Genomic DNA, 17,290 nt, shown 5'->3' with positions numbered 1-17,290 from the left:
CGCTCTGCGCATTACCTTGCTCAGCGCCTTTCTCAGTGTGCTGCTAAAGAATCGCAAGCTCGATGTTTCTATGCATACGTCGCTGCAAACCCTGTTCCAGTTCCATTTTTTTTGCGCGCAGCATACTGCGCGTTTTGTCGCTGCCGGCGGTTATCAGGTAGGAGGCTGACGCAGGATGCAGATCCACCGCCACGCCCAAGGTTTCGCCACCGGGCAGCAGTACTTCAAAGATGCCGCTGTCGCCGCCGGCTGGCAGCAAATCCAGCAGCTCTTCGGCATCCAGCGCTGCTTCACCAGCCTCAACATCGCCAGCCTCAGCAGCCTTGCCTGATTCGGTGCCGCCATCGTCTTGCCCGCCTGCCGACTGTCCCTGCTGGTCCGTCAACGCCAGGCCACTGAAAAGACCGCAGCAACTATCGTCTGCGCGGTCTTGCGCCGAGCTTTGCCAGGCGCTGCAGGAATTGTCCGTAGCGGATCCCTTGCGGCTGGCCGATGCGACCTTGCGCAGCGGCGGCCGGGCCGGCGGCGCCGGCGCTTCCGGCTGGCGCGGCGGCAACCGTGGGGAAAACGGCGCAGCCGCAGCAGGCTGCTTGCGCACTGGCGGCTGTTGCGCCACGCTGGCCGGGGTTACCGGCGGTATGCGGATGGCGGCCATGCTACATCTCGTCTGTTGACGCCAGCAGGCGCATCTCATCGCGCAGGATGCTCAGTTTTTCCTGCTGGCGATTGGCTTCCAGCACACACTGGCGCGCCTCAAAAAAAACTTTGCCGGCCTGCCGGCAGCGCTGCAGTTTCTCCTGGCATCCCATATATAACTGGGCAGCGTCTTGCTTCATCCGTTCATACATCGATTTGGCCTTGCGAAACTGGCCGCTGGTGGTGCTCATCGCCAGGAATGCCGCGCGCGCCTGCCGCCACTGTTCTTTAGCCTGATGCGAGGCTTCGCGCCAGCGTTGTTTGATATCGTGCAGCGCCTGCCGTTCTGCGCGCCAGGCAGCGCGCGCCGCATTGCGCTCGCGTTCGAGACGGCTCAAACGCTGTTTGCGGACGTTTAGCAGTTGGTCCAGGCGCTTGTCTTCGATTTTCCGTTCCGGCACCTCGACCACTTCACGCCTGGCGCGCCGGCGGCCGTTACCCGTTTCAGTCTCATGGCGGTTCATCCCTGTAGCTCCATCAGCTTGGCTAGCGTCTTTTGATAATCGAAACCGGCGCTGGTGTCCTGGCGCAAGAAAGCCAACTGCTCGGGCCGCATTTTCATCGCTCGGTCAGCGATCGGATCGGCGCCGGATTTGTATTCGCCGAGCCGGATCAGCAATTCCATTTCCTGATAGCGCGCCATCAGCTCGCGGAAATGCGAGGCCGCCTTGCGGTGATCCCTGCTCGTCACATTGCTCATGACCCGGCTGATGCTGGCCAGCACGTCGATAGCGGGGTAATGGCTTTGTTCAGCCAGTTTGCGGGTCAGCAGGATATGCCCGTCGAGCAAGGATTTGGCTTCGTCGCCGATCGGATCGGACGCCGATTCGCCATCCACCAGCACGGTATACATCGCGGTCACCGATCCTTCCGGCGTGCTGCCGGCGCGTTCTATCAAGCGCGGCAGCATGGTATATACCGACGGCGTGAAACCGCCGCGCGCCGGCGGTTCGCCGGCAGCCAGGCCGATTTCGCGCTGGGCCCGGGCAAAACGCGTCAGCGAATCGACCAGCAGCAAGACCTTTTTGCCGCGGGCGCGAAAGGCTTCGGCAATCGCAGTGGCGGTAAACGCGGCGCGCGAGCGTTCCATCGAGGTGCGGTCGGATGTGGCGCAGACGACGATGGTTTTTCGAATCAGATCGGCGTCCAGTTCGTGCTGCAGGAATTCATTCAACTCGCGGCCACGTTCGCCTATCAAGCCAAACACGATGGCGTCTGCCTCGCAACCGCGGGCAATCGCCGCCATCAGCGTGGTCTTGCCGCAACCGGGGCCGGCAAACACGCCTATGCGTTGTCCTACCCCCATTGTCAGCAGGCCGTCGATAGCGCGCACCCCGGTCGCCAGCGGCGTTGCGATGCGCGGGCGGTCGGTCGCCTTGGGTGCGTCGCGCATCACCGGTACCGTATCGCGCCAGGTGGAAACGGTGCCGCTGGCCGCCGGTGCGCGAAACATCCAGCGCCCGAATCCGTCCAGCACGCAGCCGAACAGATGATCTCCGACTTCAATCGAATGCGCGCGCCGCAGCGGCTCGATGATGGTCCGGTTGGAAACACCTTCGAGCGGACTAAGGGCCGAGAGGATGGCAAATTTATCGGTGAAGCCGATCACTTCCGCCAGCATCGGCTTGCCGGGCAGATCCGGGTTAAACAGATGACACAGTTCGCCGATTTGCACCGGCGGCATTTGCGCTTCGATCAGCACGCCCAATACCTGCGACACCTTGCCGTGGCTGCTGAAACCCGGCTTGGGCGGCAACCTTGCCAACCAGGCGGGCAGCTTGCCGCGCATCTGTTCCAGGCTGCGATCGATGCCCTCGATCAGACCGGCTTGCGGCGTCACCACTTCACTTCGATGATGCGCTTGCCGGTAAAGCTAAGCTGGTTGCCATCGATTGCCGCCAGCCGCATGCCGCGATATTCGTCGCCGATATACAGACGGTTGCCATCTTGCGTCACGATGCTGGCGTTGGCGCCGGAAATGACTTGCTGAATCTTGAACGGCAACATCGCTTCGGCGCTGCCGATCTTGACATCGACCGGGAAGCTGATCTGGTTGGCGGCCATGAAGGCGGCCAGCATGCGTTGAAAACGCTGAGCCTCGTCTTCATCCAGCGCCGCCTGCATCGACCATGAATAGTCGTCCAGTTTCAAGTTGAAGCGTTTCAGCAGATCGACTTGCTCCAGGCGCTGGCGGAACGCCTGGCGCAAGGCTTCCTGCGACAATCTTTTTTCCGGCTGGCCAGGCGTCTGCAGCATGCCTGACTGATTTTTTTCCGGCGCCAGGGCCGCGGCCGACCTGATGGATGCGGTTTTCGGCGTAGCGCCCGGATATTTGGCGGTGATCGCGTAAGCGGCGGCGGCGAACAGCACCGTCCCCAGCACCACCGGGATCAGCAGAAAACGGCGTTTGCGGGCGCCACGCTGCGAGGATTTTTGCGCATTGCCGCTAGCCGTCAGCGGCGCCGCAGGATTCGATTCATCGCCAGCCGCCGCTGGATCGAAGCCTGCGGCGCCGGTAGTGCTGTAGATGTCATCATGGTCATCCGCCATAGCGGTGTCGGCGCTGTCCGCTGGCGCGTGGGTTGGCATCGGTGGCGGATCTTGCCAGGCGGATTCCTGCTCAACCACAGTCAGCCATATTTGTCCGGCACGGGCGAAATCGCCGGCAGCCAGATGCAACAGCTGCTGTTGCGCGTTGCTGTCGGCGCTGCGCAGGTCGCCATCCAGGGCGGCTAAGGTCCAACCCTGCGGCGTCAGCTGCAAACTGGCGTGCCTGGGGGCCACACCGGGATCGACCAGCACCACATCGGCGTCGTCGCTGGCGCCGATGATCAGGATCGCTTCGTGCAGAGGCAATGTCGCGCCCCGATGATAGCCGTTGAGAATGCGTAGTTCGACCATGATTCTGCTCCATCAAAAAATGCACATGTATATCGATGAGTAGAATCTGGCGCCGGCTAGTTCCATTGAAAGCGAACGATGCGCTGCGATTCAATCCAAGGTCTTCAACAGCGCCAGCAGAATGCTTTTGCTGTCGCTGCGGCCGGTTGCCGGGTCCAGCGGATCCCAGTCAAGGTTGTCGCTGTTGAGCAGCGCTCCTATCACCATCGCTTCGGCCAGCTCGCGCCTTTGCCTTGCCAAGCCTTCGCGCTGGCGCGCCGCGCTGCACAGAGCGGCTGCGGTATCCTGCTTGCTGCGTAGCAAGGCTGCGGTCTGGCTGCCGGCGCCAAGCGCAAGCGTCACCTCGTGCATGACCTCGTTCACGAATACGCAGCATTTTTCCCGCAATTTATCGATTTCCCTGGCTAGAAACCGGTCTTCGCTGGCGCGCGCGATGATGCTCATGGCGTGCTCGTGCGTCATCGTCGCAGCATGCGTTTGCTCCGATATTTTTTCTGCTGAAGCGTTCATTGCGCTGCTCCGTCCTGATGCTGAGATGGTGGCCTGGAAGCGGAGCGATCCGGGGCGCGGTCCTGGCCGCGATCGTGGCTATCCACATTTTCCTGGTTCTTTTTCAACTGCTCTTGCTGCTGTTGTTCTATCTCGGAAGGCAAAGCGGCAGGCGGCTGTTTTTCAACCTCACTGTGAGCGCCGGCGTTCTGCTGCGGCGCTGCCGCGTCATCAGATGGGCTGCAGCCAATCAGCGCCAACGCGTTCTTGCGTCCGGCTTCGGCCAATGCGCGCCGGGCGTTGTCAGCATCTTTGCAGTGCGACTCCGACCAATCTGCGGGCGCCCCTAGCGTTCTTTCCATCTCTTTCAGTGCGCGGCAAATATCCTGTTCATGGCCCCTAAGCCGCGCGCTTGCAAGGGAAAAGATGTTCCGCGTGAACTGATGCTTATCAATGTGCCCGGCAGCATCAGGCCCGCCGGCCGGAAAACGATGGCTGTGGTCCTGGTGCTGTGGTGCAAAGGCTTGCAGGCGGGCAGTCAGAAAGCCAAAATTGAAGGCGGCGAGTTTGTTGAAAATGCCCAACGGAGCCTTGGGCGCAAACTTGCCGGCGGCGGCTGGCGGATTGTGCTGGCCTGCCTCGGGCGGAGCCACAGGAGACAGATGGGGTGAGTGACTGGGAATCATGCTTGATGCTCCATTTTATGTTCCATTAAATCGATGCTGTGCGGTACATTACCGGCCGCCGCCTACACTTCGATCATGCCGACCGGTTTTACCTTGGCATGCTGCGTCAGTTCAGAAAACGCGAATACCGGCACCGGAAAGAATTCCTCTTCGATTAGCTTACGTACCGAGCGCCGGATGTCGGCTGCGGTGACCAGCACCGGCGGCGCGATGGTGGAACTGACATTGCTTGATAATTCGTTCAATTTATCGAGGATAGACTGTTCGACTTCAGCGTCGATATCGACGTAGCTGCCCTGGCTGGTCTGGCGCATCGCGTTGCGCAATTTGTCTTCCAGCTCTGGCGACAGGAGGATCACTTCGATCAGGCCGTCACGCGCCACCTCGTAACACAGCTGCCGTTTGAGTGCGAGCCGCACATAGTCGGCGATCACATCCGGATCGCGTTCCTTGGGCGCCCAGTCGAGCGTGGTTTCCAGCAGCAGGCGCGCATTGCGCAGCGACACGCCTTCGCGCGTCAGGCGCTGCACCACCTCGGTCAGGCGCGGCAAGGTGACCGATTTGATCACCTCTTTGCCGAGTTCGGGATAGCGCCGTTCAGCCCAGCGGGTAAAGCGTATGACTTCATTCACGCCGACAAACATCTGGCAGTTGCGCAGCATTTCAACTTCGATATCGGCGGCAAACACGCGTTCCCAGCGCTGGAACTGGACGCCGGCCTCGGTCAGCCTGGTTTCATCGTCGAGACGCACCCACACCCGGCTCCGCCGCGAGCCGGCGATGTTACGCTCGATCGCCGTGAAACCCAGTTCGGACAGGCGTTCCTGGCTCTCCCTGGTGGCGCCCCAGCCGAGCATTATTTCATTGTCGACCAATGGCACCTCGGACATCAGGAAATGAACGCGCCCTTCCGGGATCGAAGCATGAAACTCGAAATCAATCGGTTTCAAATCCGGAATGCCGCGCCGTTCCAGCATACCGTTGCGCATAACGCGCACCGCCGTGCGGATGATCTCCGCTTCCTGCGTGGCCTTCATCGATTCCGGCATGCGCAGGATAAAAGGCGTGGTCGCGGAAAAATTCGTCAGATCCACAATACCGGCGTTCTTTCTCTCGGTTTCCTCGGTTTCGCGCTGTTGATGGGCGTCGGCCAACGGTTTCAGCAGGCCGATCACGCCCGCCACGCTGAGGCCGAACGCCAGCGAAATGAATACCAGGGTAGGCATGCCCGGAATCAAGCCGAACAGCAGCATGATGGCTGCCGCGGTCAGCAGCGCCTTCGGCTCGGAAAACAGTTCGCCGACGATATCCTGGCCGATGTTGCTGGTTTCGCCGTCTTTGTGATTGTCGTTGATCACGCGCGTGGTGATCATGCCGGCGCCCAGGGAAATCAATAGCGCCGGGATCTGCGCGATCAGCGCGTCGCCGATCGACAAGATGGAATACACGCGCATTGCTTCGCCGGCGTCCATGCCGCGCTGGACGATACCGATGGAAATGCCACCGATCAGATTGATCGCCACGATGCAAATGCCGGCGATTGCATCACCTTTGACAAACTTCATGGCGCCGTCCATCGCCCCATGCAGCTGGCTTTCCTGGCCTAGATGAGAGCGCTTGGCCTTGGCTTCCTCGGCTGTCAGCAAGCCGGCGCGCAAGTCGCTGTCGATAGACATCTGCTTGCCTGGCATGGCGTCCAGGGAAAAACGCGCCGATACTTCCGAGACCCGCTCCGAACCTTTGGTAATGACGATGAACTGCACCACGGTCAAGATCAGGAAGATCACCAGGCCGACCACCAGATTGCCGCCGACCACGAAATTGCCGAAAGTTTCGACGATATGGCCAGCATCCGCTTCAAGCAGGATCAGGCGGGTGGTGGAGACTGAAATCGCCAGCCGGAATAGTGTGGTCAGCAGCAAGACTGCGGGAAACGTCGAGAATGCAGTTGGCCCCGACATGTACATCGCCACGATCACGATCAAGCCGGAAGCGCACAAGCTGAGGGAAATCAATATATCCAGCAGCCACACAGGCATCGGCAAGACCAGCATGAAGACGATGCCGATCACCAGGGCGGCAGCCATCAGTTCCGCCCTTTTTGCCACCTTTGCGGAAAATCGATTCAGCAATAGTACGATGCTCATCGCTTGCATGAAGGTTTTCCTTGATTGAGTTCAGTGAGTTCATACGGCGCAGCGGCCGTGACGTCGTGAATTTCCATACGGCGCAATACCAGAGCAACCCACTCCGCGCACTCCTCGTCTTTCAAGGCCAGCAACACCTCGCGCTCGACAGGCTCCAGTAATTCCGCGGCGGCATAGGACGCCATCAGGATCAACCACTTGTCCGCCGGCCAGATGCAAAGGCAGCCCCTGGCCAGCCGATATGCTTCTTCAAACTGAAAGGCGTTCAGATGCCCCCATACCAGGCCGGTCGCCAGCATCAGCTCATCCGGCATGGCGTTACGCTGTACTCGTTTCCTCATCGCGCTCTTTATCCTTATCCTCATCCTGCGGATTGAGGTCCGCTTCCGCATCGCTCTTACGCATTTGCTGCCATCTCATGCGCAATTGCACCGCTTGTTCCACCAGCCTGATCGCATCCATGCACTCCGTCCTGTCGCCTGGCGGCCTGGTCAAGGACTGTTCGATCAGTTTTCTTTGCAAAGCCCGCATGCGCGGCAGCGGATCGCCGCTCCAGGCGGGGTTATCGAATGTCAGGCGCGCCCCCAGCATGCGGTTCAGCAGCAGCATCGCCGGCGCGGTGATAATTAGCGGCGGCGGCAACGACGCCGCTTCTTCCTGCGGCAGCAGATAGGTGCGCGATTTCAGCGCCGGCGAGACCTCGGACAGATTCTGGATTTCTCCGAATTCACTGCTGTCCGCATACCTGACTCGGTCTGCGCCGGATAAAGGCAGGCTGCTCAAGTCAATAACTCCTCAGCCGCAATCAATTCTTCCTCGGAGATAGCCGCGGCATCATCGCCGTTAGCGCCTGTGCGTCTGACCACATACCAGCTGCCGTCGTTGAACTGAACCGGCAGCCACGCGCCAAAGCGCGGCATGTCTTGCGAGCGTTTGCGCAATATCGATGCGCCCTGGATCTGGCCGCCACCGCCAATGCCGACGCCGACTGCAACCAGCACGCCCTGTTCCTGCGGATAGGCAAACATATGCATGCCGTTGTCCAAAGTGAGCCCGGCTACGGCCTGCTCCATGCGCGCATCTCGCATCAGTTGCGATAGCAGCTGTTCCATCATGTCGATTCTCCTGTTCGCTGTGGCCGCTTGTTGTCAGCCGGTTACCGTTACCAGTTACTGCTGCCGCTATAGCCGCTGCCTCGATTCCGCCCTGCTCAGCGCTGCTATCGAATCGCGCCATTGCTGTTCCCTCTGTTCTTCATAGCTCGGCAGCAGCGGCATCTCGGCCTGAGCGTTGCTGGCTAGCCGGCCTAATTCTTCCAGCAATTCGCGGCGCGCCGGCAACTTGTCTGGCGGCCACAGCGTCAGCGGCAAATTTTCCATGGCGTCGCGGATGAGGGAATACGCAGTGGATTTCCTGGCCGGGCTGTGTTTCTTCAACTCGACAATTTTGCTTACCAGCTGCGAGGCTTTTCCTTTGCCCCAACCCGCTTCCACAGCGGTGAGCAGAGACACTGCCATTTCGGCCGCACTTTCTTTGGCGAGTATCTGGGTTTTCTCGGCCAGGTCGCGGCGTAAAGCTTCGGCGATATAGAAACTGGAATTGACCAATGTAAACGCCGATGCATCCGACATCGTCAGCCAGTAACGTCCCATGCTTCGCTGCGGATTCTGGCGCAGATCTGATTTCATGAAAATCTCCTCAAAGGCCGGACATCATTCTGGAACGCAGGCTTCTGGTAACTTGCATGCAATTCTCCGCGCCGAAATTTTTTATCAACGCTTTCAGCATGGTCAATGGCGTGAGCGGCGCATCGAAGTTTCCCTTGGATTTGGCACCGATCAGAAAGCGCAGCTCGCGCGTCGACGGCAGCTTGCCATGACCATGTTCGTCTGCCGCCATCGCCTCCAGCGACACCACCAGATCGTCGGTTTCCTGCAGGGCCTTCCTCAACTCGTGCGGATAGCGTTCCATCAGATCGCTCATCATTTCGTTGAGCGCGTTTTTCATTGAATTTTTTTTGTGCTTGCTCACCGGCTGTTGCTCTACATCTTGCAATGCATCGAACAGTACGTTGTAACGCTGCATCGGATCAAAATGCTGCGCCAGCCTGGCTTCCACTTCGGCGCGCTGCTCCCGTCCGCTGTCTTCACGCAGCAAATCCAGCGTATCGGATACGGGAAACAGATGTGGTTCATCTTCATCCATGTCGTCGCGATTATTGACATTGATACGCGGTTTTTTTGTGAGATTGCTGCGATTCGGCGGCTGCGTGCGCGCCGGCGCCAGGCGCCGCTGATGCAGGCTTTTCTTGTGGTAGCTAAGACCTTCCTTGATACCCGCCTGCGCATTGATGGCGTCCAGCGGCGTCAATTCCGTCGCCGTGCTGTTGCTGGCGCCAGCCGGCCTGGCTGCAGTCGACGCCAGCAGTTTTTCCGCGGGCAGCGGCTCCAGGGGATTGTTGTTGAAGCGGTTGATTTGCATGTTCATGGCGATTCTGTGGCGCCGATGGCGATTGCAGTTCCATCCCGCGGCACACAGCTTGCCTGGATTTTCATGCCGCCCGGGGCGCAGCTCAGTCTGCTCGAATGCACCAGCGGTTCCATTCGATGACAGGAAATCGCGCGGTTATTCCTCAACTTTTTTCAATGTCTCACGAATACTCACAGAACCCGCGCGCTTCGCATTACGGCTGCTATCTTTCATCCATACCTGCAAAGACAGCGCCGAAACCAAAGTGGCAGTGTCTTCGCTTTCAGACCAACACCAGTGTTTCAAGGGGAACGCCATGCTGCACACTGCTTCTGATACCAACCACACATTTGTTACCGCCACCGTTGCCGACACCGCCGACAGCAGCGCCGGCGCGCCGGCTGCCAGCATCGACATTGTTCAGCTATATACCGATCACCGCAGCCATCTGCTGCGCTTCGTGCAGCGCTATGTCGGCAATCGCGAAGACGCCGAAGACGTGGTGCAAAATACTTTCATCGAAGCGGTGAAGTGCGTACATCGCTTTTCCGGTTTGTCGAAACCGTCGACCTGGCTGTTCGGGATTGCGCTCAATCTGGCGCGCAATCAGGTGCGTCGCAATAGCGCCGATAAATATGACATGGTCGATGAAAATTTCATGGAACAGATTGTCGATGCGCATGCCGATCCGGCGCTGCTGTTCGAGCTGCGCCAGATCGCCGGTAAAGTGGATGCATTGCTGAGTGAGCTGCCGGCCAAATTACGCTCGACTTTTGAAGCCGTTCTGGATGGCGATGCAACCTACGAAGAAGCTGCCGAACATTTGCATATCCCGATCGGCACCGTGCGCTCGCGCGTGTCGCGCGTGCGGGCCGCAGTGCGCCATGAATGCGGCATGCCGTCCATGTCTGGCTGCCATGATCGCCGTTAGGCGGCGCCGCGCTGGCGAGCTAGCCAGCGCTGATCGAGGACAAATAGGTAGTGGCCAGATCGGCGGTGAGCAGTATGGCGTCCATGATGCTGAAGCCGTCAGGCAGTTCTGTCACAGGTATTTTGCGTACCACGATGTAACGGCCTTCATCGGCGTGCCATAAAAATTCGGCGGTTGCGGCAGCTTGATCCGCCGCAGCTGAGGCTGGGACTGGGACTGGGACTGGGAGCGAAAGATAATGCGGCTGTGCGCATCTGGGCAACAATCCGGTGATCGATAAATAATGATCTGCGCCACCTGCTTCGACGGCGGTCCTGGTCAGGATCTCGCCGATCTGCAATTCGAGCACCGGCGCACCTGGCGCTGCTTGATCGGCTAATAGGATCAACTCCGTGAGGAAGCGATTGATATCCTCCACGGAATAATTGCATTCGCCGTCCATAGCGTCGGTGTCGTCGATGTCGTCGTTATTGTTTCGCAAAATCAAGGTCTTGAGGTTTGGTAATGTCTGCCCATGCGGTTGCAAGGCAGTGAGTTCATGCTGTCGCGAGATTGCGAGAGCATTCTACTCCGTGTCCCCGAATGCGATGGAAAACGGCCGGCACTGACGACATCGAGCGGCAAGTTTCCTGACTTGCCGCGGCAGCAGGTTACAGCACGCTGAGTTGACGCCAGATCGGCAGGCGATGCTGAAGAATCGCTGCGGTGGTGAACTGGAGCTCAGCCAGTGTTTCTTCGGCCGACTCCAGCGGCTTGCCGTCCTTGATCAGGCGATGCCCTTGCACCTGCATGATATCGCGTACCTGACGAGCAATTGCGTCGGCGTCGCCTTTGCCTGGCTGGGCCGACAGGGCCCGGTATATCAGCCGCTGCACCAGGCCGGATTTGACGCCGTTGCCGAGCAGCGGGGAGGCCAGCGCCTGATAGTGATCGTCGAACCGCGACTGTTGCGCCACCGCCAGGTTCATTCTTTGCGCCGGCGCATTTGACATCTGCCCGGAACAAAGAAAATACACGCAGGCTTGCCCCGATGCGGTCAGCAGCGCGGCTATTTCTGCCACTTCCAGCAGGCTCTTTCCCGCCAGCTCAGGCAGCGCCGCCAATGCCGTCAAGCTCTGCGGCTGCCTGGCCAGCGCATCGAGCACCGGCAGATAGAGGTCGGCGTCTGCCTTGATCCTGCCGATCGGCAACGCCAGATCGAGCGTGGCGGTGCTGCGTAATGTGGTCAGCGCCAGGCCGGTCTGGCCTAGCCATTCCGCCTGCCTGGCGGCGCTCATGCGACGGCCGCCGCGAATGAATATGTCTTCGCGAAAACTTGTGTTCTGCAGGTAGTCCTTGATGGTTTCGCGCAAGGCAGGGTCAGCAATGGTGTCGAGCAATTCCTGTTGCTGCGGTGTCAGGAACAGGTGCGGAAACGCTCTCGATAATTCGGCCGAACCGATATAGTCCAGCTTGGCGTCGGCCAGCTCGCGCGCAACATCGGCGTGATACAAGGGCTGCCAGCCGCGGTTCATGTATTCATGCGCAAGATAACCGGTTTTATCTTTGTGGATCGAGTCCATGCGATGCTGGAGATTGGCGTCGCCGTTAAAGTAGGCAGCGCCGGATTGCGCCAGGCTATCGACGAATTGCCGCGCCTGCTCGACCTGCACTTGGCGCGCGTTGGGGTGGTTGTCGGCATATTCCAGTATCAAGCGTTGCAGGGGCAGCGCCGAGGTCCAGCCGGGCATCGCATTGTAGTTGACATAAACAATCCCGCCCGGCTTCAGGTAACGTTCGATGAGCTTGACGATATGGCGCCGGTTTTCCGCCGTTACCCAACTGTAGACGCCGTACATGGTAATGAAATCGAGCTGCGGCAAGGCAACCTCGCCTGCGGCCAGTTCAGCGAAGCTGCTTTCCAGCAAACTCAGGTTATCCAGTTGCGCGGCGCCCGCCAGTTGCCGCGCCGCGGCAACCTGGCCCGGGTTGAAATCGACTGCGTAAAATTGTCCCTGCGGGTTGCTTGCCGCCAGAATATTGGCGGTCAAGCCCTGGCCGGAGCCCAGTTCAAGATAGGTGAAGCGCCGCTCCAGCGCCACCGGCTCAACTCCATTGAGCACGCAGGCAAAGCTCAGATGCGCCGGGCTCTGCTCCGGGAAAAAAGCCGCCGGATAGGCGATATCCGATACATAACCGTCATTCCAATCCATTATTCTTTCCTTCTCCGCTTGAGTGCTAAACCAGGGTTACGCCAATGAGTTACGCCAATGAGTTAGACCAATGCGTCAGGCCAACACTTGCAAGTCTTCCCAGACCGGCTTGCGATATTCAAGAATCGCCTTTACCGTCGACCTGATTGCGCTGAGTTCTTCTTCCTTGGACGTCAGCACATGGCCATCCTGCTCGACCGGCAGCTGCTGTTCCCGCATGGCTTGCCAGACCTGGCCGCTAATCACGTCGGCATCGTTTTCCTCCGGCCGCAGCGACAGCGACAGATACACCAGGCGCTGAAATAACGCCGCCTTGACGCCGCTGCCTAGCAGCGGCGACGCAAACACCCGGTAATTGCTGTCCAGCCGTGCTTGCTGCGCAATCGCTCGATTCATTCTTTGCGCGGGAAGATTGTCCTGGCCGGCGGAGCACAGGAAATAAGTCGAGGCCTGCTCGGATTCCGACAGCAAGGCAGCGATTTGCGCCACCTCGGCCATGCTCTTTCCTGCCAGCGCCGGCAGCGAAGCAAGCTGGACCAAGGTCTTCGGCCCTTGGGCCAAGGCATCAAGTACTGGAACATAAAGCGCTTCCGGCAAGCTGTATTTGTTAAGCGGAAATTTCATGTCCAGGGTAACCGTCGAGCGCAAGGCGGTGAGTGTCAGGCCGGTCTTTTTCAGCCACTCGGTTTGCCTGGCCGTAGTCATCGGCCGCGCTCCACGCACGAAGATATCCTTGCGGAAGCAGGTATTTTTCAGATAGTCCTTGACGGTTTCACGCATGGCGGCGTCGGGCACGGCAGCCAGCAATTCCTGCTGGGCGGGTGTAAAAATGAGATCCGGAAAAGCCCAGGACAAACCTGCCGAACCGACAAAATCCAGCTTGGCGCCCGCCAGTTCGCGCGCAACATCGGCGTGGTATAGCGGCTGCCAGCCACGGTTCATGTATTCATGCGCAATATAACTGGACCAGCTGGCGTCCCCTTCCATGACTGAATTTAGATAAACTTTCAGATTGGCGCCGGTGTTGGACGTGAAGTAGCTCGCCTCGGTTTCGATCAGGCCGGCCACCAGCTTACGCATCTGCTGGATCTGCTGGTGCTTGCTGCCCGGATGCAAATCCACATGCTCCAGGATCAGGCGCTGCAAAGGCAAGGTGGTGGTCCAGCCAGGCATGGCGTTGTAACTGAGATAGGCAACCCCGCCCGGTTTCAGGTAGCGCTTGATGAAATCGACGATATAGCCGCGATTCTCGGGCGTGACCCAGCTGTAGACACCGTGCAGCGTGATGAAATCCAGCGGCGGTAATGCGACCTTGCCGGCAGCTAGTTCTTCAAAGCTGTTTTCCAGGAAAGTCATATTGTTCAATTGCGCGCAATCCGCAAGCTCACGGCTGGCGGCAATATGCGCCGGATTGAAATCGGCGGCATAGAACTCCCCTTGGGGATTGCTGGCGGCTAGTACATTGGCAGTCAGCCCCTGGCCGGAGCCCAGTTCGAAGTAGGTAAACGGCCGATCCAGCGCCACCGGTTCAACCCCATTCAGCACGCAGGCGAAGCTCAAATGCGCGGGGCCTTGGTCTCTGAAAAATTCTGCCAGATAGTCGATATCGGACACGTAGCCGTCATGCCAATCCATAGCGTTTTTCCTGTCAATGAGGGTAATAAAAAAGTACTTCTGTCGCGGATCTGGGTAGCGGCCGCGCGCGCAACCTGGCGTAAGCCTTCAAGTTATTTCTTCGCCATCCGTCGTATCCGATGCCACGGAAATCCTTCTTCCAGCGTTGTGGCGCTGTGCTTGACAACGCCGGGCGCCAGCGCCGCAAGCGCAGGCTTGCCGCCCGCTGCGCAATCCGATTCGCCGATGGGCGATGGCTTCATCTCCATTGCATCCTCCCGAGGACAATTGATCTTAGAAATAATTTTCACAAGCTCGTTCACAAGCTCGACCTGCTATTGCATAGGTAGGCAAAACAGGGGCTCCGGTTCCATGCGTGAGTGACGGACTCTGGCGCGGTGAACGGGTGGCGAATTCCGGCCGTGCATCATCTAGCCGCATATCAGCTAACCGCACCTCATCTCATACGCAGCAAGGCCTTGCGCTGCCTGTCGGCGATATTTTTTCCGGATCGCCGCTGCGCGGTTCCGATGTTGCCGACGGTTCCGCCCAGCGCGCCCGAGGTGGCAGCTGGCGTCAGTTCGAATCTGCTTTCGCGAACCAGAACCGTCCTCGGTTTTTCCGCTTGCACCGGCCGCTCTGTCCGGTGATTGGCAGGAATCGCTTCAATCGCCTTGTATTGTTCGTAGCCGATACCCTTCCAGGCCGGGATGAGACCCTGATCGCCTTCGTCCAAACGATTCCAGGCAGCTCTGACGGATCTGTTGGGCAGCGTCCTGCGCAGGCTGGCAACAAACCACTTGCTGCCTCGCTTTGGGCTGATCAGCGCCTGCCGCGGCGCTTCGACGGCCAGTGTCGGCGCCGCGATGGTTGCCGCCACGGTGGCTGCATCGTTGCGATCCCAATAGTCCCGATAGTTGCTCCAGGCCTGGCACAGCTCACGGATACTTGAAGCACTGCCTGCGACGCCGCCAATCCTCATGTCATTTCCAGGTATTCGGTTCACCAAAAAAACGCACATTGGCGTCCATGGCGCCGCCGGCACAGCTTTCAATCCGCTGCACCGGCGGCCCCGTCTTGCCCTTACGCGGCGATAGTGCCATCCTTACGCGCGTTGTCGGCGTCGCCGGTGGACAACAGGCCGTCATGCGTGCCGGTAGTCGCCGACTCGATGCTCTTGAACATCTCGGCGTCATTCGCCATATAGCGTTTCGCCGCGTTCTGCACCTCTTCCGGCACCTGGAAGGTTTTGCCGTTCTTGTCGGTGCAATAGCCCGTGTCGGCCATTTCCTGCATTTGCTGGACCGATAACAGGTCGATGCCCTTGTCTTTCTGGAAGTTTTCTATCGTGTCTGCTGCGCTTGATTTCGATGGCAGATTACTGGTGTCGTCCGGGGCATAGCTAAACGATGTGTCGGCGCTGTCATCCTTGCCGTAGGTGGACAGCGAGCCATCCTTGCGCGCATTGTCGGCGTCGCCGGTGGACAGCAATCCATCGTGGGTGCCGGTGGTCGCCGATTCCACCGTCTTGAACATTTCGGCGTCATTCGCCATATAACGCTTGGCCGCGTTCTGTACCTCTTCCGGCACCTGGAAAGTTTTGCCATTCTTGTCGGTGCAATAGCCGGTATCGGCCATTTCCTTCATCTGTTGAACCGATAACAGATCGATGCCCTTGTCTTTCTGGAAGTTTTCTATCGTATCGGCTGCGCTTGATTTCGATGGCAGATTACCGGTGTCGTCCGGGGTATAGCTAAACGAGGTGTCGGGGTTGTCATTCTTACCGATCGTGCCATCCTTGAGTGCATTGTCGAAATCGCCTTCACCTAGTTGACCGTCATGTTTGCCATCCGTAGCCGATTCCATTTTTTTAAACAGTTCGCCATTGTTATCCATGAAGGTTTTCGCCGCATCCTGCACTTCTTCCGGCACCTGGAAGGTCTTGCCGTCCTTGCCTGTGCAATAGCCGGTGTCGGCCATTTCCTTCATCTGCTGGACTGACAGCAAACCGATATCGTGATCTTTCTGGAACTGGTTGATGGTTTTTGCCGCGCTGTACTCGGACGGCCGGTTGGGTGACAGATGACCATTCATGACAGCTGACAGGAAATCTTCGTTCTGCAGCCCGCGGGTATGGCCGGAATGGCTGCCGCCGTTTGCCGAAATCGTGCCGTCCTTGACGGCGTTGTCGTAATCGCCCTGGCCGAGCTGGCCGTCGTGCTTGCCGTCGGTAGCCGATTCCATTTTCTTGAACAGCTCGCCGTTATTCGACATGAATTTTTGCGCGGCAGCCTGCACGTCCGGCGGCACCTGGAAGGTCTTGCCATCCTTGCCGGTGCAATAACCGGTATCGGCCATCTCCTTCATCTGCTCCACTGACAATAAGCCGATGCCATGGTCCTTCTGGAAATTATTGATGGTTTTCGCGGCGCTCGAATCCGATGGCAGATCCGATTCGGAATCCATGTTCATCTTGTTGCGGATCATGTCTTTCACTGCGGCAGGAAACGGCAAGCCGTCCAGCCAGCTGCTGTCTCCATCCGACGACCTATGGTGAGCGTGCCGATGGCCTTCTTGACCTATGTCTTCATTTTCCGGACCGTCGTCATCGTGCCTGGCCGGATGGAAACTGCCACGGTGGTGCGAGGATTCGTCGCTGATATAGACAGTGGTGGTGATAGTGGTGACAGTAGACGACATGCTTTTCTCCGAAATTTGGTTGAGTATTCAAACGTCCTGAAGGCACCGGCTCTCACGGACTGAATGCTAAGTAACGATGAAAGATGCTTAGTTCCATCAGCGAAATCATGACATCACCACGGCAGGAGTCATCTGGGGGCTGGAGTCATGTGGGGGCTGGAGTCATGTGGGGGCTGGAGTCATGTGGGGGCTGGAGTCATCTGGGGTCAGATACCGTCTTGAATAGCAAGCCCGTTGGTTAAATAATTTGGATCGAAGGGCTTGCCAGTACGGACCACCCCGTAAATAAGATGCGTCATTTTGTGCATGACGGCCCCGATCACAGCTTTTTTCGCCATGCCGGTGGCCGATAGCCGCTCAGCAAAACGACGTAGTGTTGGGTTGTGTCGGCATGCTACCAAGCTAGGCATGTAAAGTGCTGCCCGCATAGACGTGCTTCCTGCCCTGCTCATCATGGTTCGGCCT

General features: G+C 58.7%; 19 protein-coding genes and 1 pseudogene. 1 reads left to right on the top strand and 19 read right to left on the bottom strand.

Features of this window, described 5'->3' with window-relative positions:
* Window positions 1-43: 43 nt before the first annotated feature.
* From VNZ60_RS11795 to VNZ60_RS11740, 12 genes are all read right to left on the bottom strand, one after another.
* Entirely contained in the window at window positions 44-655 is a 612-nt protein-coding gene (locus VNZ60_RS11795) for a hypothetical protein (RefSeq protein WP_325659324.1), read from the bottom strand.
* A 1-nt stretch (window position 656) separates the two neighbouring features.
* Window positions 657-1,160: a hypothetical protein gene (locus tag VNZ60_RS11790; RefSeq protein WP_325659323.1), complete on the bottom strand. Its 504-nt coding sequence runs from the start codon at window positions 1,158-1,160 to the stop codon at window positions 657-659.
* Window positions 1,157-2,485: a FliI/YscN family ATPase gene (locus VNZ60_RS11785; protein WP_325659561.1), complete on the bottom strand. Its 1,329-nt coding sequence runs from the start codon at window positions 2,483-2,485 to the stop codon at window positions 1,157-1,159. Before VNZ60_RS11785 ends, VNZ60_RS11790 begins: the two co-directional genes overlap by 4 nt.
* A gap of 47 nt (window positions 2,486-2,532) precedes the next feature.
* Window positions 2,533-3,597 carry an FHA domain-containing protein gene (locus VNZ60_RS11780; protein ID WP_325659322.1) on the bottom strand — a complete coding sequence of 355 codons (1,065 nt, stop codon included), beginning with the start codon at window positions 3,595-3,597 and terminating at the stop codon, window positions 2,533-2,535.
* 90 nt (window positions 3,598-3,687) lie between these two features.
* Window positions 3,688-4,107 (bottom strand): hypothetical protein, encoded by a 420-nt coding sequence (locus VNZ60_RS11775; RefSeq protein ID WP_325659320.1) that lies wholly within the window; start codon window positions 4,105-4,107, stop codon window positions 3,688-3,690.
* The gene (locus tag VNZ60_RS11770) at window positions 4,104-4,772 is read right to left on the bottom strand and encodes a hypothetical protein (protein ID WP_325659319.1); all 669 of its coding nucleotides are present in this window, start codon (window positions 4,770-4,772) and stop codon (window positions 4,104-4,106) included. The genes VNZ60_RS11775 and VNZ60_RS11770 overlap by 4 nt, the downstream gene beginning before the upstream one ends.
* A 62-nt stretch (window positions 4,773-4,834) precedes the next feature.
* Window positions 4,835-6,928, bottom strand: coding sequence for a type III secretion system export apparatus subunit SctV (sctV, locus tag VNZ60_RS11765; protein WP_325659318.1), 2,094 nt, complete (start codon window positions 6,926-6,928; stop codon window positions 4,835-4,837).
* Window positions 6,916-7,260 (bottom strand): hypothetical protein, encoded by a 345-nt coding sequence (locus VNZ60_RS11760; RefSeq protein ID WP_325659316.1) that lies wholly within the window; start codon window positions 7,258-7,260, stop codon window positions 6,916-6,918. Before VNZ60_RS11760 ends, sctV begins: the two co-directional genes overlap by 13 nt.
* Window positions 7,238-7,702, bottom strand: a complete 465-nt coding sequence (locus tag VNZ60_RS11755) for a hypothetical protein (RefSeq protein WP_325659314.1) — start codon at window positions 7,700-7,702, stop codon at window positions 7,238-7,240. Before VNZ60_RS11755 ends, VNZ60_RS11760 begins: the two co-directional genes overlap by 23 nt.
* Window positions 7,699-8,034: a hypothetical protein gene (locus tag VNZ60_RS11750; protein WP_325659312.1), complete on the bottom strand. Its 336-nt coding sequence runs from the start codon at window positions 8,032-8,034 to the stop codon at window positions 7,699-7,701. Before VNZ60_RS11750 ends, VNZ60_RS11755 begins: the two co-directional genes overlap by 4 nt.
* Before the next feature lie 66 nt (window positions 8,035-8,100).
* Window positions 8,101-8,607 (bottom strand): hypothetical protein, encoded by a 507-nt coding sequence (locus VNZ60_RS11745; protein WP_325659311.1) that lies wholly within the window; start codon window positions 8,605-8,607, stop codon window positions 8,101-8,103.
* A 10-nt stretch (window positions 8,608-8,617) separates the two neighbouring features.
* Complete coding sequence (locus tag VNZ60_RS11740) at window positions 8,618-9,406, bottom strand: hypothetical protein (RefSeq protein ID WP_325659309.1); 789 nt, start codon at window positions 9,404-9,406, stop codon at window positions 8,618-8,620.
* 298 nt (window positions 9,407-9,704) lie between these two features.
* On the opposite strand from VNZ60_RS11740, the gene VNZ60_RS11735 reads away from it, so the two are divergent.
* Complete coding sequence (locus VNZ60_RS11735) at window positions 9,705-10,319, top strand: RNA polymerase sigma factor (protein WP_325659307.1); 615 nt, start codon at window positions 9,705-9,707, stop codon at window positions 10,317-10,319.
* A gap of 19 nt (window positions 10,320-10,338) precedes the next feature.
* Here VNZ60_RS11735 and VNZ60_RS11730 read toward each other — a convergent pair whose 3' ends face one another.
* The 7 genes and pseudogenes from VNZ60_RS11730 to VNZ60_RS11700 form a co-directional block, all read right to left on the bottom strand.
* Complete coding sequence (locus VNZ60_RS11730; RefSeq protein ID WP_325659306.1) at window positions 10,339-10,800, bottom strand: hypothetical protein; 462 nt, start codon at window positions 10,798-10,800, stop codon at window positions 10,339-10,341.
* Window positions 10,801-10,969: 169 nt separating this feature from the next.
* On the bottom strand, window positions 10,970-12,511 hold the full coding sequence (locus tag VNZ60_RS11725) for a methyltransferase regulatory domain-containing protein (protein WP_325659304.1): 1,542 nt from the start codon (window positions 12,509-12,511) through the stop codon (window positions 10,970-10,972).
* 75 nt (window positions 12,512-12,586) lie between these two features.
* A complete protein-coding gene (locus VNZ60_RS11720; protein ID WP_325659302.1) occupies window positions 12,587-14,146 on the bottom strand; it encodes a class I SAM-dependent methyltransferase in 1,560 nt (519 codons plus the stop codon).
* Between the two features lie 92 nt (window positions 14,147-14,238).
* Window positions 14,239-14,388 carry a hypothetical protein gene (locus VNZ60_RS11715; RefSeq protein ID WP_325659300.1) on the bottom strand — a complete coding sequence of 50 codons (150 nt, stop codon included), beginning with the start codon at window positions 14,386-14,388 and terminating at the stop codon, window positions 14,239-14,241.
* Between the two features lie 194 nt (window positions 14,389-14,582).
* Window positions 14,583-15,107, bottom strand: a complete 525-nt coding sequence (locus tag VNZ60_RS11710) for a hypothetical protein (protein ID WP_325659298.1) — start codon at window positions 15,105-15,107, stop codon at window positions 14,583-14,585.
* A 101-nt stretch (window positions 15,108-15,208) separates the two neighbouring features.
* The gene (locus tag VNZ60_RS11705) at window positions 15,209-16,825 is read right to left on the bottom strand and encodes a hypothetical protein (RefSeq protein WP_325659296.1); all 1,617 of its coding nucleotides are present in this window, start codon (window positions 16,823-16,825) and stop codon (window positions 15,209-15,211) included.
* Window positions 16,826-17,031: 206 nt separating this feature from the next.
* Window positions 17,032-17,290: pseudogene (locus VNZ60_RS11700) on the bottom strand (IS110 family RNA-guided transposase); the annotation flags it as partial.

The organism is Collimonas sp. (genome assembly GCF_035566375.1).
GTDB lineage: Bacteria > Pseudomonadota > Gammaproteobacteria > Burkholderiales > Burkholderiaceae_D > Collimonas.
Note: the sequence above shows the minus strand (reverse complement) of the source record. Positions and strands in the feature narration are given on the sequence as shown.

Coding starts and splice junctions, on each gene's coding strand:
- VNZ60_RS11795 (WP_325659324.1), bottom strand. CDS start 655: ATGGCCGCCATCCGCATACCGCCGGTAACCCCGGCCAGCGTGGCGCAA.
- VNZ60_RS11740 (WP_325659309.1), bottom strand. CDS start 9,406: ATGAACATGCAAATCAACCGCTTCAACAACAATCCCCTGGAGCCGCTG.
- VNZ60_RS11720 (WP_325659302.1), bottom strand. CDS start 14,146: ATGGATTGGCATGACGGCTACGTGTCCGATATCGACTATCTGGCAGAA.
- VNZ60_RS11770 (WP_325659319.1), bottom strand. CDS start 4,772: ATGATTCCCAGTCACTCACCCCATCTGTCTCCTGTGGCTCCGCCCGAG.
- VNZ60_RS11785 (WP_325659561.1), bottom strand. CDS start 2,485: ATGCGCGGCAAGCTGCCCGCCTGGTTGGCAAGGTTGCCGCCCAAGCCG.
- VNZ60_RS11790 (WP_325659323.1), bottom strand. CDS start 1,160: ATGAACCGCCATGAGACTGAAACGGGTAACGGCCGCCGGCGCGCCAGG.
- VNZ60_RS11745 (WP_325659311.1), bottom strand. CDS start 8,607: ATGAAATCAGATCTGCGCCAGAATCCGCAGCGAAGCATGGGACGTTAC.
- VNZ60_RS11715 (WP_325659300.1), bottom strand. CDS start 14,388: ATGAAGCCATCGCCCATCGGCGAATCGGATTGCGCAGCGGGCGGCAAG.
- VNZ60_RS11780 (WP_325659322.1), bottom strand. CDS start 3,597: ATGGTCGAACTACGCATTCTCAACGGCTATCATCGGGGCGCGACATTG.
- VNZ60_RS11750 (WP_325659312.1), bottom strand. CDS start 8,034: ATGATGGAACAGCTGCTATCGCAACTGATGCGAGATGCGCGCATGGAG.
- VNZ60_RS11775 (WP_325659320.1), bottom strand. CDS start 4,107: ATGAACGCTTCAGCAGAAAAAATATCGGAGCAAACGCATGCTGCGACG.
- VNZ60_RS11710 (WP_325659298.1), bottom strand. CDS start 15,107: ATGAGGATTGGCGGCGTCGCAGGCAGTGCTTCAAGTATCCGTGAGCTG.
- VNZ60_RS11735 (WP_325659307.1), top strand. CDS start 9,705: ATGCTGCACACTGCTTCTGATACCAACCACACATTTGTTACCGCCACC.
- sctV (WP_325659318.1), bottom strand. CDS start 6,928: ATGCAAGCGATGAGCATCGTACTATTGCTGAATCGATTTTCCGCAAAG.
- VNZ60_RS11705 (WP_325659296.1), bottom strand. CDS start 16,825: ATGTCGTCTACTGTCACCACTATCACCACCACTGTCTATATCAGCGAC.
- VNZ60_RS11760 (WP_325659316.1), bottom strand. CDS start 7,260: ATGAGGAAACGAGTACAGCGTAACGCCATGCCGGATGAGCTGATGCTG.
- VNZ60_RS11725 (WP_325659304.1), bottom strand. CDS start 12,511: ATGGATTGGAATGACGGTTATGTATCGGATATCGCCTATCCGGCGGCT.